We start from the raw sequence: 15,584 nt of genomic DNA, 5'->3' as shown, positions 1-15,584 counted from the left end.
TGTTCAGCTCTGATATTGCTCGCCGGCGCTGCTGACGACGCCGGTGTTCTGTGGGCCCGGCCGTTTGGTGACCTGCAGCCTTTCGGGCAAAAGCCCGCGCGGCCTGACCAGCAGCGTGACAACGATGATCAGGCCGATAAGGATGTATTGGAGCGTGCCGGCATAAAGCTGCAGCTCCTGGGGTGCGAGGCTCGACAACGCATTGCCGCTGGCGACCCAGCATCCCCAGACGACGAATGTGCCGACAACGGCACCAAGATTGTTTCCGGCGCCGCCGACGATCAGCATCGCCCAGATCTGGAACGTCAGGATGGGCGCCAGGTCCTGCGGGCTGATGAAGGCGTAGAATGTCGCGTAGAGCCCGCCGGCGAACCCCATGATCACCGCGCCGATGACGAAGGCCTCGAGGCGCGCGCGGGCTGGGTTCTTGCCCAGCGAGCGGGCCGCGGTCTCGTCCTCGCGAATGGCGCGCAACAGCCGCCCGTAGGGCGAGGAAACAAGCCTTGAGAGGCCCGCATAGACGATCGCCAGGAACGCCACCGTCAGCGCCAGGTAAAGCAGGCTGTAAAGGAAAGGATTGTCGACCAGCGCTTCCAGCGGGCGCTCGAAGCCGCGGATACCCTTGGCGCCGCCGCTTAGGTAGGTGGCGTTGCGCACGAAGGCCTCGATCGCGACCGCGATGCCGAATGTGGCGATCGCCAGGTAGTCGTGCCGCAGCCGGGTCGTCGCCAGGCCGACGACGACGGCCAGCAGACCGGCCGCCGCTGCGCCGCCGGCAAGGGCGATCGGCCAGGGCAGGCCGAAGCCGCCGAGTTCGCCGGCCCGTTCCGGCCCGCCGAGAATGATCATCAGGTAGGCGCCGGTTCCGAAGAAGGCGACGACGCCGCCGTTGAAGATGCCGGCATTGCCCCATTGCAGGTTGAGCCCCAGTACGGCGATGGCGAGGATGGCCGAGATCGTCAGGAAGAACACGAGATAGGAGATGAGCCCGATCATCGCGCCTCTCCGAACAGGCCGTTGGGGCGCACGTAAAGGGTCGCCAGGATGACGAGGAAGGGAATGGCCGGCTTGTATCCGGCGGGCAACAGCAGGATGGCGAAGGAGGAGGCGAGTCCGACGATGAAGCCGCCGAGCATGGCGCCGGTGACGCTGCCGAGCCCGCCGACGATCGCGGCGGCGAAGAGCGACAGGACGAGATCACGGCCCATGACCGGGCTGAGCTGATTGTCGATGCCGTAGAGCACGCCGGCAACAGCGGCGAGCCCGCCCCCGATGATCCAGGTCAGCCTGATCATGGAGGGCAGGGCGATGCCGTTGACCTGCGCGAGCGTCGGGTTCTCGGCGACCGCGCGCAGCGCGAAGCCGAGTGTTGTCCGGGTCAGCACGAGATGCAGCGCGCCCATCGCCGCAAGCGCGATGACGAGGATGCCCACCTGGTCCGGCTTGATGAGCAGCAGCGGGTCGCTGCTGATCATGGTGGCGAAGGAGATCGCGTCGGTGAAGCGTTCCGTCTGCAGGCCGAAGACGAGGGCGATTAGGTTGCGCATGATCAGCGCCACGCCGAACGAGGCGAAGACCATGGTCAGCGGTCCGGCCGTATCGCGCAGCCGGCGAAAGACGAGCCGGTCGATCAAAACCGCTGTCAGGCCGGTCACCACGGCTGCGGCGAGCGTTGCCAGCGCCAGGGCCGCGGACATGGAGAACGGCCCGATCAGTTCGGCAAGCACCGGCGCAATGCCGGAGAGCGCGGCGTCGAAGGTGAGCGCGCAATAGGCGCCGACGGAGAGCAGCTCCGCATGCGAGAAATTGGCGAACCGCAGGATGTGCATCACCAGGGTCAGGCCGATCGCTCCCAGCGACAGGATCGAGCCGACCAGTACGCCGTCGAACAGGGCCTGGATCATGCCGCCCCCTTTCGCCTGCCGCCGAGATAGATCTCCGCCACGGCCGGGTCGTCGAGGATATCGGCGGCCGGGCCGTCCATCTGGTTCTGGCCGTCGGCGAGGATATAGGCCCTGTCGGAGACGCCGAGCGCCATTCTGGCATTCTGCTCGACAAGCAGAACGGAGACGCCGTCGCTGGCGATCTTGCCGATCAGTTCGAGCACGTCCTGGCTCGCCCTTGGCGACAGCCCGGCGGTCGGCTCGTCCATCAGGATGATCCGCGGCTGTGCGATCAGTGCCATGGCGATGGCAAGCACCTGGCGCTGGCCGCCGGAAAGCCCGCTGCCGCGCACCGCGCGCCGTTCCGCCAGCGCGGGAAAAAGGTCCAGCATGGCGGCAATGCGCACCTCGGGCTCCGATCGGCAGCGTCGTGCGGCAAGCGCCAGGTTCTGCGCGACGCTGAGTGTGGTGAAAATGTTGGCCGTCTGCGGCACATAGGAGAGCCCGAAGGAACCGAGGCGATCGGGCGCGACGCCGATGAGGTCCTTCGATCCGAGGTTTATGCTGCCGCCTTCGACGATGACAAGACCGGCGACGGCCTTGATCAATGTCGATTTGCCGGCGCCGTTCGGGCCGATGACCGTGACGATCTCGCCGGTATTCACCGCCATCGATACACCGTGCAGGATCGGTAGTCCGCGCCGGTATCCGGCCGTCAGGTCCGTCACTTCCAGGAACGCTGCGGTGTCAGGCATCGACGCTCGCTCCCAGATAGGCGTTCAGCAATGTCTCGTTGGACTGCGCGCCGGCCGCGTCGCCCTCGTAGATGATGCGGCCGTTCGACATGGCGACAATGGCGTGGCAGTGGCGCATGACGAGGTCCATGTCGTGCTCGATGATGAGAAATGTGCAGCCCTCTGAATTGAGCTGCTCGATCTTCTCGATGAGGACGCGCGTCAGCGTCGGATTGACCCCCGCCGCCGGCTCGTCGAGCATGATCATCTTCGGCGTGCTCATCAGCACCCGGGCAAGTTCCAGCAGTTTCTGCTGTCCGCCGGACAGCCGGCCGGCGGCTTCGTCGGCGACACCGTCCAGCGTCGTGAAGGCGAGGATCTCGCGCGCCCGCTCGGCGATCTGCCGCTCCCTTGCGTCGATGCCGCGCCGCGCGATGACCGGAACCCAGAAACGCTCGCCCGGCTGGTTCGGGGCGGCGAGCATCAGGTTCTCGAAGACCGACATGGCGGCGAACGGCCTTGGAATCTGGAAGGTCCGTGCCAGTCCGCTGTCGTAGACCGCGTTCGGCGGCAGATCGCCGATCGCCCGGCCGTTGAAGCGGATCGTGCCGCTGTCGCAGGCCTGTTCGCCGACGATGGCGTTGAACAGGGTTGATTTGCCGGCGCCGTTCGGCCCGATGAGCCCGGTGATCGAGCCCTCCCGGATATCGAGCGAGACTTGGTCGACGGCCTGGAAGCCGCCGAACGAAACGCTCACGTCGCGCGTCTCGAGCAGACCGGCGGCAGTCACTGTACGCCTCCCAGATTGTATTTCATGATCCGCCCGTGCCGGCCCGTCTTGTCGCTTTCCAGGCCGTAGATATCGCCGCTCGGACCCGCGCGGCGCTCGAGAACGGCGGCGATCGCCTCGCGGTCCTGGTCGTCGAGGCGCAGTTCGAAGATCGCCTCGGTCTCACCGAGATGGTCGGCGGTGCGCGCGCCGATGATGGCGGCGCCGACCTGCGGCTGGTCCAGAACCCAGCGGCTGGCCACGGCGCCGATCGTGACCCCGTGCCGGTCGGCGACAGATTTGAGCACGTTCAGCAGGTCCTGAAACAGCGGCCAGCCGCCGAACTCGTCGATGATCAGCCGGTATTTGACGAGCGACCTGTTCTCGAATGCAAAGCCCGGATCGCCGGCGCCGAGCCAGCGTTCGGTCAGGAACCCCCCTGCAAGCGTACCGTAGGCGAGGATCTGCATCCGGTTCTTCGCGCACCAGTCGGAAAAAGCGCCGGCCGGCCGCTGGTCGAGCAGAGAGTATTGAACCTGCGAGGACACCAGTTCGAGACCGGCATCGAGGAACGGCTGCATGGCCGCCTCGCCCCAGTTTGTGGCGCCGAGATACTGGATCTTTCCCTTGGCCTGGATGTCTTTCAGGCGCGACAGCACCTCGTAGGGGCGGCCGACCGACAGGTCCCACCAGTAGAACTGCACGAGCGGCAGGCGCTCCAGCCGCAGCCGGCGCAGCGACCTGTCGACGATCGCCTCGATGTCGGCCGGCGTGACCGTCGGCAAACGGTCGAAATCGGGCACGAGCTTGGTGTGGACCTTGATCCGGTCGACGGCCTCCTCGCCGCGGCTTTCCCGCATGTGGCCGACAAAGGCGCCGATCATCTCCTCGACGCCGGTATAGATGTCGGCGCAGTCGAAGGCATTGATGCCGGCGTCGAAGAAGCGCTCCATGTCGGCGATGGCGCGCTGCGGGTCGACGGGACCGTGGTCGCCGGCGAGCTGCCATCCGCCCTTGATGACGCGCGAATACGTATAGCCGGGTCGCAGCGTGGTCAGCTCAGCCATCGCCATCGGCCTTTTGCCAGTAGGGCGTGCCGCGCGCATCCGGCAGGCCCGAGGTTTCGGCATGGGTGAAGCGTCGCTTCTTCAGCCGTGTGATGCGGAAGCGCCCGCCGCAATGGGGGTCCGGACAGGCGATGTCGGCATCCGTGCTCATCCAGTCGTTGTCGTCGGTGACGCGCTGCTTGGCGGGCAGGAACGGCAAAAGCGCCGCCATCGGATACATCGGAAAGCTGTTGACGTCGGGGAAGACGAGGTTCTCGCCTTCGACGAGGAAATAGGCGCCTTCCGGATGGTTGCAGACCATCGGCTTTTCGCCGGCTACCACCTCCACCTTGAGGTCAAAAAGCTCAAAAGGTTTTTCCTCCACTGGCAACCTCGTCTTTTTGTGATATGTTATTTGTGATATTTTATACGAAAGGGTGCGCCGCACCGGCCGAAAAGTCAAGTTTGCACGCCTTGCCGGGTTCTCCGGCAGAGTGCTCTTGAGCAGCGGGAGAACCATGTGAGCCAGGAAAACGCCATCGAGTTTCCGGAAGCATCGTTTGGCGATGCGGGCATGGGATCGGCGCGGCCGGATGCGGAGCCGGGTGGCGGCATGCCGGGCCTCGGGCCCGCGCGGCCGGTGAACCTGCGCGAGCTGGTATACGACCAGCTCAAGGACGCCTTCATGGTGGGCTATTTCGCACCCGGAGACTATTTGAACCTGCGTGAGCTGGCGGACCGCTTCGAAACCAGCATTACGCCGGTGCGCGAAGCGGTCAGGCGGCTCGTAGCGGAGGGTGCGTTGATTGACGCCCCGGGGCGGGCGCTGCGAGTCCCGCCGCTTCGACGCTCCCGCCTCATCGACCTCAGGCAGGCGCGTATCGGCATCGAATCGATGGTCACCGAAATGGCCGTCCAGCGGGCGAGGCCGCAGGATCTCGACAAGCTCGAGGCCATACTGGACGAGGCCGTATCGAAAAGCCCGAAATCGCCGATCGACGAACTGACGTCGAACCGCAAGTTCCATTTCACGCTATACGGGATCGGCGGATCGCCGACGCTGTTTCGCATCATCGAGAGCCTGTGGCTGCAATACGGTCCGTTCCTCAACCTGATCCACTACACCATCGACCCCAATATCCGCGGCAGCCACAAGGACCATCGCCGCATCATCGCCGCCGCCCGTGACGGCGATTCCGGGGCGGCCAGGCAGGCGCTCGTCGCCGATATCTCGCGTTCCTTCGACATTCTCGACGCCTACACGCAAAAGCCCCGCTGATCGCTGCGGCACCGGCTGTTTTTCCGGCCCGTCATTTGGCGTAGGATCGCCGGCGTTGCGGCCCGTGGGGCCGTTTTGGCAATGGCGGCGAACCATGCGCGGTGAGATCAGGATGGGATGGGTGGCGGTGGCGGCGACGGCGTTCTGCCTTGTGCTGCTTGCCGTTCTGCTTCTGCTGAGGGAAGACCCGGCCGACAGGCCTTATCTCAAGATCCTTGGCGGAAGCTTTATCTTCAACTACCGCGTCGCCGATATTTACATGGGTTTCACGGCGGTTCCGGAAAAGCCCATCCCGGTCGGCACCATGCTGGTTGTCACCTTTGAAAACCCGTCGGGCGGTGCGCCGTTTGTCGTCATCCGGCAGATCGGACTGCCGGATCGTTCGATTTCCGTGCGCAGCCCCTCCATGCGCGGCGTCAGGGCGCAGGTGCCCTACAAGGTATCGCTGGAACTGCGAAAGACCGGAACGGGCGAACCGTTCTGGAACCACGCCTTTACCATCAGTTCGAACATCGACGACGACGTGGTGCCGGATGAGCCCATGGTGATCGGCCCGGGCTATCACCGCCCGCCGCCGAAGCCGGACGAAGCCGGCTGATGTGATAGGGGTTCCTACTCGTCGAACAGGTGGCAATGCACTTTCCGGTCGCCCACCTTCGTGGCCTTCGGTTCTTCGAGCGCGCAGCGCTCGAAGGCATGCGGGCAGCGGTCGCGCAGCCGGCAGCCGGACGGCGGGTTGCGCGCATCCGGCGCGCCGGCCTTGATTGGCAATGCATCGTGCGACTGGTCGGGATGCGGCACGGGAACGGCCGCGACCAGGGCTTTCGTATAGGGGTGCATCGGCTCACGCACGATGTCCTCGGTGGGGCCGTCCTCGACGATACGGCCGAGATACATGACGATCGTGCGCTCGCACACGTAGCGCACCAGCGCCAGGTCGTGGCTGATATAGATCGCCGTCAGACCGAGGTTTTCCCGCACCTCGCGGAAGAGGTTGAGGATGCCCGCCCGCACGCTGACATCGAGCATCGAGACCGGCTCGTCGGCGACGACGAAGGATGGCTCGAGGATAAGCGCCCGGGCCATGACCACGCGCTGCAGCTGGCCGCCCGACATCTGGTGCGGGTAGCGTGAAAGAAACTGCTCGGGATTTGGCAGGTGGACGAGTTCCATCGCCGCGCGGATCCGCTCTCCCTGCTCCGCCTTGCCGATGCCGGCATTGTCCAGCGGCTCAGCCAGGGACTGGGCGATCGTGAAACGCGGATTGAGGGCCTCGAACGGGTTCTGGAAGACCATTTGCGCGCGGGTGCGGAAGCGTTTCAGCCGCTCGCCCTGGCAGTCGGCGAGGTCTTCGCCTTCGAACAGGATCTGCCCTTCCGTCGCGTCCTCGAGCTTCAGGAGCAGTCGGCCCATGGTTGTCTTGCCGCAGCCGGATTCTCCGAGAAGCCCGACGCTCTCGCCCCGGTTCAGCGTGAAATCGACCCCGTCGACGGCCTTGACCAGGGTCGTCGTGCCGCGCATCGCCGCCAGCAGCGGATTGCCCACCGCGAAATGCTTGCGCACGTTGCCGACCTTGATCATAGGTTCGCCGTTCGGTGCGGCGGGTCCGGATTGCAGCTGCGTCATGCCATGGCCGCCCATGTCTCGGATTTCGCCGCGTCCCCGCGCAGCGTTGCCGCTTCGCCGGACCGCAGGCAGGCCGCATAGTGCCCGCCGCCGACATCGGCGAGTTCAATGTCGCCGCTCGTCGTGCAGCGGCTCTGTGCGAACGGGCAGCGCTGTGCGAAGCGGCAGCCGGTGGGCGGATGTCTCAGGTCCGGCGGATGCCCCTCGATCGGGGTCAGCAGACCGGCGCTCGACTGCAGGTCCGGGAAGGCATTGTAGAGGCCCATCGTATAGGGGTGGTAGGGCCGGGTCAGCACGGTCTCGGTGTCGCCCGATTCGACCACCTGCCCGGCATACATGACGACGATCCGGTCGCAGACATAGGCGACCACCGATATGTCGTGCGTGACCAGTATGACCGAGATGCCGAGCTTTTCCTGCAGGTCCTTGAGCGTGTCGAGGATCTGCCGCTGCACGATCACGTCAAGCGCGGTCACCGGCTCGTCGGCGATGACGAGCTTCGGGTTGAGCGCCAGGGCGAGTGCGATCGCCACGCGCTGGCGCATGCCGCCGGAAAACTGGTGCGGGTAGTCCTTGAGCCGCCTCGGCTCGATGCCGACCATGTCGAAGAGTTCCTCGGAGCGTTGCCGGGCTTCGGACTTGCTGTGGCCGCCGCGCTGGATCAGCACCTCGTTGAGCTGGTGCTCGATCCGGTAGACCGGGTCGAGCGAGTTCATGGCACTTTGCGGAACGAAGGCGATGTCGCGCCAGCGAAGCCGGTTCATCTCCGCTTCGCTCATTTTCATCAGGTCGGTCCCGTCAAAGATCGCTTCGCCGCCCTCGATGATCGCGCTCTTGGCCATGACGCGCGTCAGCCCGCGCGCCACGGTCGTCTTGCCGCAGCCCGATTCACCCACCAGGCCGACGATGGAGCCGCTTGGAATCGAAAAGGTCGCGTCGTCCACCGCGCGCACCTTGGCGTCCCCCACCGCGTAGGAGATCTTCAGACCGTTGACGCGAAGAATGTCATCGCCCATCCGCGCCTACTCCTTCAACTTCGGAAACAGGATTTCCTCATAGCCGCGGCTGATGAAGAAACCGGCGACGACCACCAGCACGATGCAGATGCCGGGCGGCACGAACCAGTAGTAGCCGCCCGTCGACAGCGCCTGGCTGGCATAGGCGTCCTGCAGCATGTATCCCCAGGATATCGTTTCCGGATCGCCGAAACCGAGAAAGCTGATGGCCGCTTCCGTCAGGATGGCCCAACCGATGGCGATGGAGCCGTAGAGGAAGCTGAGCGGCAGGATGTTCGGGGCGATGTGGCGAAACACGATCTTGAGATCCGACGAACCGGAAACCCGCGCCGCGTCGATATAGGCGCGCGTGCGCAGCGTCAGCACCTGGCTGCGTATGACCCGGCCGGTGTCGCGCCACAGGATCAGCGCCATGGCGAAAACCACGTTCCAGATGGACGGCTCGAGAAAGGCCGCAAGGACGATGACGAAGGGCAGGAACGGGATGCCGAAGGCGATGTCCGCGGCGCGCATCAGCACGATGTCCGTCCAGCCGCGGAAATAGCCGGCCAGCAGCCCCACCACGGTGCCGATGACGGCGACCATGAACGCCGCGGTGATGCCGATCAGCAGCGCGCTGCGCGAGCCGTAGACGAGCTGGGAATAGATGTCGCGGCCAAGGCTGGTCGTGCCGAGGACAAAGCCGTCCTCGCCGGGCCTGAGGTCGGCGGCGAGCTGATAGTCCTGCGTGAACAGGATCTCCAGCGGGTCGTGGGTGGCGAGCTGGTCGGCAAAGACGGCGACCAGTATGAACACCGCGTAGATGAGCAGGCCGGCAATAGCGAAGGGATCGTCCAGCGGCAGGTGTATGCGCCGGATCCACCGCAGCACGCTGCCGCCCCGGATCGGTTCCGCGCTGGCCGAATCGCTATGCATGGGAGATCCTCGGGTCGAGCAGGCTGTAGAGCAGGTCGGCCAGAAGGTTCATCAGCACCACCACGACGGCGATCATGAGGAAGGCGCCCTGGGCCAGCGGATAGTCGCTCGCCGAAACGGCGTTGACCAGCTCCCGCCCGAGGCCCGGCCACGAGAACACGGTCTCGACCACCACATTGCCCTGGATCTGGTAGCCGACCGCGATGGCGAACGAGGTCATCACCGGCAACAGGGCGTTGCGCGCCGCGTGGCGCACGACGACCGTCCAGTTGGAAAGCCCCTTGATGCGGGCCATGGTGACGAAATCCTCGTTCATGACCTCCAGCATGTTGGAGCGCATCAAAAGCAACGGCAGTCCCTGGCTGTAGATGGCCAGTGTCATCGCCGGCAGCACCAGGTGGGCGAGGAAATCCCGTGATGTGTAAAGGGCGAGATAGCCGTCATATTCGGAGCCCGGGCTGCGCGTGCCGCCCGCCGGGAACCAGCCCAGCGTGAAGCTGAACACCGCAAGCAGCAGCATGCCGAGCCAGAACTCCGGCATCGCCCGCGTCGTCAGCACCAGCGGAATGGCCGCGCGCTCGGCGACGCTGTCGCGTTTCCATGCGAGCCATGCGCCGACGATGATGCCGAACACATAGGCGATGATCAGCGAGCTGAAGGTGAGGACCAGCGTATTGGGCAGCAGTTCCATCACCCGCTCGCCGACCGGCTGGCGGTAGAAGAAACTGTCGCCCAATTCGCCCTGCAGGAGGTTTTTCAGGTAGATGAAATACTGCTCCCACAGCGGCCGGTCGAGACCGAATTTCGCCATCAGCAGCTGTTGCTGTTCTTCGGTGAACGTCGGATCGATATAGGCTGCCAGGGGATTGGTCGGCATCAGCCGGAACATCAGGAAAAGGATCGTGGCGACCGCCCAGAGCACAAAGACCAGTTGCGCCAGGCGGCCGCCTATTTGCTTAAACCCGAGAATGGTTCGGTACCTCCGAGCCGGCGCGTTCTATTGCGCCAGGGTTTCCTTCACGCCTTCCGGGTAGTGGAGGGCGCCGCCCTTGATCTCGTATCCCGCGTTTTCGAGGATCGATTTCGCCACATCCGTTCCGGTTGAGAAATCGTTGACGGCCTGATTGTGCCAGAATCCGAGCGCCGGAGAAATCACCGAATTCGACTTCACGGCAAAACCGCGGAACGCCGCGCCGACGATAAGGTCCCGGTTGATCGCATAGGACAGGGCCTTGCGGAATTCCGCATCGTCGAAGGGCGGACGTCGGTGATTGAAGGCCACGTAGCGGAAGCCCATGTCGACGGTCGATACCACTTCAAGGTCGCCGTCCTGCTCCATCAGGTCGAGCAGGATCTTCGGATCGCCCGAGAAATCGGCGAGGAAGTTGATCTCGCCGGAGCGCAGCATGCCGATGGCAGCTTCCGTATTGGGGACGATCCGAAGGATCCAGCGCTCAGCCTTGGGAGGCGAGAAGTGATCCTTGTTGGCCTCAAGCACGACTTCCTCGTTGGTCGTCCAGCTTGAGAACTTGAACGGACCCGAGCCGATCGGTGTTTCTTCCTGGTAGTCCTCGGCGTTCTCTTCCTTGGTGGCGAGATCGGCCAGAACCGGCTCCCACACGTGCTTGGGGATGATATTGAGTTTGGCGAGGCTCGCGGTCAGGAACGCTGCGGTCGGATTGACCAGCTTGAACGTGATCTTGTTGCCGTTGGTCTCGATGGCCTCGATATTGCCGACAAACGGCTTGTACATCGGCGCCTCGTCGCCCATCGCCGCTTCGAACGAGAACTTGACGTCGTCCACGGTGACCGGCTGACCGTCGTGCCACTTCATGCCGTCGCGCAGCGTCAGCTCGATGGTCTTGTCGTCAAGCCACTCGTAGCTTTCGGCCGCCCATGGCTGCGGCAGGCCGTCCGGCCCGATGCGCAACAGGCGGTCCCAGATGAGCTCGGTGATCCAGCTGTCGGTTCCGCCGGAGATCCACAGCGGGTTGATGCCCTGGATATTGTCGGACGAGTTGAGGATGATGTCCTTCTGATCGCCGGCCGGCTCCATCGAGATGAAGGTCCATGTGTTCTTGATTCCGATGCCGCCCTGGTCGATCACGGTCGCCGGATTCCACACGGTCTTGTCGAACGCAAAGGTCGATTTCGGGTGCACCAGCATCAGGTTCGGCTGGTCTTCCGCGAGGATCGACTGCGCCTTGTAGAGCAGTTCCTTGCGCTTGTCGGGATCGGTTTCGATGCGCTGTGCCTCGACGGTCGCGTCGAGTTCGGGATTGTTGTAGCCGATGAAATTGTAGCCCTTCGGGGCCGTTGACGAATGAAACAGGTTGTAGATCAGTTCGTCCGGGTCCGAGCGTTCCGGGCGGCCCACCATCTGCCAGCCGGTCGTGTCCCACTTGTCGCGGTTGTACCAGACAAGGTCCGCCATCTGCTCCCACGGCATGACGTCGACCTTGACGTCGAGCCCGAGCTTGCGCCATTCCTGCGCGATCAGCTGCACGAACTGGAATTCCTGAGGCTGCGCCGCCTGCGGGCGCGTGGTGAGTGTGATTTCCCGAATCTTGTCGCCCGCCGCGAAGGCCTGTGTGGCGGCAGCCGTTCCCGCGAGCAGGACGGCCATGGTCAGTAACTTCCTCATGTTCCAATCTCCCTGGTGAGTTTTCGTTTTTGCGGCCGTTATCCGACCTTGAGGTCGGCGACCGTTTGTCCCTCGGACACCTTTGGCGGTGTCGCGAAGGCGGTTTTCGAATGGGCGATCCCCATTGAAACGAGTGTCTCGGCCTGCTTCAGCGCCGCCTTGCCGGCGTTGAGGAACGGCACGCCGACCGAGGCCGATATCTCATCCGACATGTCCAGGAAGGACATGGTCATGCATCCGAAGATGACGGCGTCGGCGCGGTCCTGCTCGACGCATTGCGTGGCGACGTCCACAAGCCGCGATTTCGTCGCCTCGAAATCGGTCATTAGCTCAAGTACGGGAATTCCCGTCGCCCGCACGGAGGCCAGCTTTTCGCGCACGCCGGCTTTGACGGCCAGGTATTCCTGGCCCGCGATGAGCGAATCGAAAATCGTCAGGACGCTGAACTTGTGGCCGAGCGCGGCGGCAAGCAGCATGGAGGATTCGCACGGGCCCACGACGGGCATGGAGACGAGTTCGCGGGCCGCCTCGAGCCCCGGGTCGCCGAAACAGCCGATGATCGCCGCATCGAAACCCTCGTCCTCCAGCCGCATCAGCAAATCGAGTGTCGGGGGAATCGAGAGCGCTTCCTCGTAGGCCGATTCAATCGATGCGGGTCCGGTCGGCACATCCCTGACCTCCACCTTCGTGCCCTCGAAAGCCCAGCTGTTAAGCAGTTTTTCGCGGCGTGTGACCTCGGCGGCACCCATCGGGCCCTTTGACATTGGTCCTGGAACGGCATAGGCGATGCGCATGATCATCAATCCAGAGTTGACGGTTGTTGTTTCAATGAGTAAAACACTGTTTTAGTTTTTTAGACTACGTGAAACAGCTGGTTCATGCAAGTCCCGGCGCGAAAGGTATGAAATGAGTGATTCAAGGGATTACCGGATTGCCGCCGTTGACCGGGCGCTAAGTGTTTTGGAGATCCTCAGCGAAAAGGGCGAACTCGGCGTCACCGAGATGGCGGCCGAACTGGGCATGACGAAGAGCCTCGTGTTCCGCATTCTGCATACCCTCGAGGCCCGCGGCTATGTCGCCAAGAACGAGACGAGTTCGCATTACGGGCTGGGTTACCGGGCCTGGCATCTCGGCGACGAGGCGGCCAAGAAGCGCGGCCTTCTGCTTGTCGCCGAACCGCAGATGGACGCGCTGAGGGACCGGTTCAACGAGAACGTAAACCTGATTGTTCGCGACGGCCTGAACGCGCTGGTGGTCACCACGCGCGAAAGCCGCCATTCCATGCGCCTTTATGCGGCGCCGGGGCGGCACGGCCCGCTGCATGCCGGCGGCGGCTCCATGGTCCTGCTGGCATTTGCGCCGGCGGAAGTGCAGGCCGAGATGCTGTCGGGACCGCTGACCCACTTTGCGTCGAAGACCATCACTGATCCCGTCGAGCTGCAAAGGAAACTGGCGCGTATCGCCTTGGACGGTTTCCACGTCACCCGCAACGATCTCGACGAAGGCGCGTTTTCCATTGCCGCGCCCATATACGGTCCCGGCCGCGATGTCGTGGCCGCCATTTCCGTGGCCGGCCCGGTGGCGCGGCTCGACAAGGATCTTCAGAGCCGCATTTTGAAGGACGTGCTCGCGTCCGCGGCGGTCATATCGGTTGGTCTGGGCGCCCCTGCCGGCATGCCCGGCGTGGCCGCGGAATAGCCGCCGCGCAGGCGTCCGGCGACGCCGCGCATGCCATCGCGGCCCGGTCTGTTCGGCACCTTTCGCGTCAATAAATCTCCGTCTGCAACCCGTTCCTGGCGCATCGGCACTTGATTTGCCGCCGTAAGCTTGGTATTCCTAAAACAAAACAGTGTTTTATTGAATGAAACAACAGGCATTCGCCGGGGCCGGCCGGGCACCGGCGGTGAAGTGCCGCCGCGTCCAGTGAGGAGACCCCCGATGAATGAAACTGAAAAAGCACTCCTGTCCGACGTCAGTCTCGATGAGCCGTGGGGCCTGGTGGAGAGTTTTTCGACCTTCAAGCGGGAGCATCCCGCCGACGTTGACCGCGGCATGGAGGAAGTCGTCTCGCGGCTGCGCAATCACGGCGTTGAAGTCACGGTTCACCAGCCGAACCTGTTTCTCAGCCTTCCGGGCGAAGCCCGCGTCGAGGCGGGCGGCCAGACCTTCCGGGCCAAGCCGCCGGCCTACAGTCTCGACGCCCGCAACGGGCTCGAAGGCGAGCTGGTCTATATCGGCGCCAACCAGGCCGACGACATCGACACGATCTTCGACAAGAAGCTCGACCCGACCCGCGACGTGCGCGCGCTGATCGACGGCAAGATCGTCATTTCGGAGGGTTTCGCCAGCCCCGGCATGATCGCCCAGTTCGAGGAACTGGGTGCGATCGGCGTTATCGGCATCAATCCGGGCGTCGACATACACTGGGGCATTTGCACCACCGTGTGGGGAACGCCGGACCTCGATGACCTGCCGCGCAAGCCGAATGTCGTCTCCGTCGCCGTCAACAATCCCGACGGCCAGGCGCTGATAGAGATTGCCAAGGCGGGCGGCACGGTGAAGCTCTTCACCGAGATGGAAGAGGGCTGGTTCCGCTCGAAACTCCCGGAAGTCTTCATCCGCGGTTCGAAGGAGCCGGAAAAATACGTGCTCCTGCACGGCCACCTCGACAGTTGGGATGTCGGTGTCGGCGACAATGCGACGGGCGATGCGACCCTCATGGAGGTGGCACGCGTCCTGTGGAAGAACCGCGACAAGCTGGATCGCTCGGTGCGCATCGCCTGGTGGCCCGGCCACTCCACCGGCCGCTATGCCGGCTCCACCTGGTTCGCCGACGAATTCGCCATCGATCTTGAGGAGAACTGCGTCGCGCAGGTCAATTGCGACAGCCCCGGCTGCCGCTGGGCGACGGAATTCCTCAATCTTTCGCGCATGTCCGAGACCGACGCCTTCGTCGCCAGGGCGATCGAGGACGTGGCCGGCAAGCCGACATTCGGCGAGCGGCCGCACCGGGCCGGCGACTATTCGTTCAACAATATCGGCATCTCCAGCTATTTCATGCTGTCCTCGACAATGACCGAGGCGATGCGCGAGGAAAAAGGCTACTACGCCGTCGGCGGTTGCGGCGGCAACATTGCTTGGCACACGGAGAACGACACGCTTGAAATTGCCGACAGGGACATTCTGCTGCGCGACATCAAGCTCTACCTGCTTGCCGTCTACCGCAATGCCAACGCCGAAATCCTGCCGTTCGACTGGCGCGAGACGACGCGCGAGTTCCTCGCCACCATCGGCACATACCAGCAGCGCGCCGGGGACCGCTTCGACCTTGGCCCGTCAAGGGCCGCCGTCGAGGAGTTGCACGCCGCGCTCGAGAGTTTCTACGGCGGTGTCTCCTCTGGCGCCGTTGCCGCGGGTGAGGCCAACACGGTCATTCAGGAACTCGCCAGGATCCTGGTGCCGATCAACTTCACCCGCGAAGCCCGTTTCCGGCACGATCCGGCGCTGACGGTGCCGCCGCTTCCGACGATTTCGGTGGCAAGTGAGCTCGATCAGTACACCAACGGCACCGAGGGCTTCGCGCTGACGCAGCTCACCCGCGGCCAGAACCGTCTGGTCTCGGCCATGCGCCAGGCCAAGCGGCAGGTCGAGCGGCTGAGCCACGCCTGAACC

The 15,584-nt window shown here is 64.1% G+C and carries 16 protein-coding genes; 4 read left to right on the top strand and 12 right to left on the bottom strand.

Features of this window, described 5'->3' with window-relative positions; translation table 11 throughout:
• Positions 1-3: 3 nt before the first annotated feature.
• From E4M07_RS18875 to E4M07_RS18850, 6 genes are read right to left on the bottom strand one after another with little or no spacing between them, the layout of a single operon-like run.
• The gene (locus E4M07_RS18875; RefSeq protein WP_136659929.1) at positions 4-996 is read right to left on the bottom strand and encodes a branched-chain amino acid ABC transporter permease; all 993 of its coding nucleotides are present in this window, start codon (positions 994-996) and stop codon (positions 4-6) included.
• Positions 993-1,904 (bottom strand): branched-chain amino acid ABC transporter permease, encoded by a 912-nt coding sequence (locus E4M07_RS18870; RefSeq protein ID WP_136659928.1) that lies wholly within the window; start codon positions 1,902-1,904, stop codon positions 993-995. Before E4M07_RS18870 ends, E4M07_RS18875 begins: the two co-directional genes overlap by 4 nt.
• Complete coding sequence (locus E4M07_RS18865; protein WP_136659927.1) at positions 1,901-2,638, bottom strand: ABC transporter ATP-binding protein; 738 nt, start codon at positions 2,636-2,638, stop codon at positions 1,901-1,903. Before E4M07_RS18865 ends, E4M07_RS18870 begins: the two co-directional genes overlap by 4 nt.
• Positions 2,631-3,407, bottom strand: a complete 777-nt coding sequence (locus tag E4M07_RS18860; protein WP_206057310.1) for an ABC transporter ATP-binding protein — start codon at positions 3,405-3,407, stop codon at positions 2,631-2,633. The genes E4M07_RS18865 and E4M07_RS18860 overlap by 8 nt, the downstream gene beginning before the upstream one ends.
• The gene (locus E4M07_RS18855) at positions 3,404-4,453 is read right to left on the bottom strand and encodes an aldo/keto reductase (RefSeq protein WP_136659926.1); all 1,050 of its coding nucleotides are present in this window, start codon (positions 4,451-4,453) and stop codon (positions 3,404-3,406) included. Before E4M07_RS18855 ends, E4M07_RS18860 begins: the two co-directional genes overlap by 4 nt.
• Positions 4,446-4,817 carry a TIGR04076 family protein gene (locus E4M07_RS18850; RefSeq protein ID WP_136659925.1) on the bottom strand — a complete coding sequence of 124 codons (372 nt, stop codon included), beginning with the start codon at positions 4,815-4,817 and terminating at the stop codon, positions 4,446-4,448. Before E4M07_RS18850 ends, E4M07_RS18855 begins: the two co-directional genes overlap by 8 nt.
• A 135-nt stretch (positions 4,818-4,952) precedes the next feature.
• Between E4M07_RS18850 and E4M07_RS18845 the strand changes: the two genes are divergently transcribed.
• Positions 4,953-5,711 carry a GntR family transcriptional regulator gene (locus tag E4M07_RS18845; RefSeq protein ID WP_136659924.1) on the top strand — a complete coding sequence of 253 codons (759 nt, stop codon included), beginning with the start codon at positions 4,953-4,955 and terminating at the stop codon, positions 5,709-5,711.
• A gap of 94 nt (positions 5,712-5,805) precedes the next feature.
• Positions 5,806-6,309, top strand: coding sequence for a hypothetical protein (locus E4M07_RS18840; protein ID WP_136659923.1), 504 nt, complete (start codon positions 5,806-5,808; stop codon positions 6,307-6,309).
• 14 nt (positions 6,310-6,323) lie between these two features.
• Here the strand turns inward: E4M07_RS18840 and E4M07_RS18835 are convergent, their stop codons facing one another.
• The 6 genes from E4M07_RS18835 to E4M07_RS18810 are packed head-to-tail and all read right to left on the bottom strand — an operon-like array spanning position 6,324 to position 12,706.
• A complete protein-coding gene (locus tag E4M07_RS18835) occupies positions 6,324-7,337 on the bottom strand; it encodes an ABC transporter ATP-binding protein (RefSeq protein WP_136659922.1) in 1,014 nt (337 codons plus the stop codon).
• On the bottom strand, positions 7,334-8,353 hold the full coding sequence (locus tag E4M07_RS18830; protein ID WP_136659921.1) for an ABC transporter ATP-binding protein: 1,020 nt from the start codon (positions 8,351-8,353) through the stop codon (positions 7,334-7,336). Before E4M07_RS18830 ends, E4M07_RS18835 begins: the two co-directional genes overlap by 4 nt.
• Before the next feature lie 6 nt (positions 8,354-8,359).
• Positions 8,360-9,268 carry an ABC transporter permease gene (locus E4M07_RS18825; protein WP_136659920.1) on the bottom strand — a complete coding sequence of 303 codons (909 nt, stop codon included), beginning with the start codon at positions 9,266-9,268 and terminating at the stop codon, positions 8,360-8,362.
• Entirely contained in the window at positions 9,261-10,208 is a 948-nt protein-coding gene (locus tag E4M07_RS18820; protein ID WP_281404993.1) for an ABC transporter permease, read from the bottom strand. Before E4M07_RS18820 ends, E4M07_RS18825 begins: the two co-directional genes overlap by 8 nt.
• 57 nt (positions 10,209-10,265) lie before the next feature.
• Entirely contained in the window at positions 10,266-11,912 is a 1,647-nt protein-coding gene (locus tag E4M07_RS18815; protein ID WP_136659918.1) for an ABC transporter substrate-binding protein, read from the bottom strand.
• Between the two features lie 38 nt (positions 11,913-11,950).
• Positions 11,951-12,706: an aspartate/glutamate racemase family protein gene (locus E4M07_RS18810; protein ID WP_136659917.1), complete on the bottom strand. Its 756-nt coding sequence runs from the start codon at positions 12,704-12,706 to the stop codon at positions 11,951-11,953.
• Between the two features lie 112 nt (positions 12,707-12,818).
• On the opposite strand from E4M07_RS18810, the gene E4M07_RS18805 reads away from it, so the two are divergent.
• Positions 12,819-13,610 (top strand): IclR family transcriptional regulator, encoded by a 792-nt coding sequence (locus E4M07_RS18805; RefSeq protein ID WP_136659916.1) that lies wholly within the window; start codon positions 12,819-12,821, stop codon positions 13,608-13,610.
• Between the two features lie 240 nt (positions 13,611-13,850).
• Entirely contained in the window at positions 13,851-15,581 is a 1,731-nt protein-coding gene (locus E4M07_RS18800; RefSeq protein WP_136659915.1) for a M28 family peptidase, read from the top strand.
• Positions 15,582-15,584: the final 3 nt, after the last annotated feature.

It is taken from the genome of Nitratireductor sp. XY-223, assembly GCF_004959855.1.
Taxonomy (GTDB): domain Bacteria; phylum Pseudomonadota; class Alphaproteobacteria; order Rhizobiales; family Rhizobiaceae; genus Hoeflea_A.
Note: the sequence above shows the minus strand (reverse complement) of the source record. Positions and strands in the feature narration are given on the sequence as shown.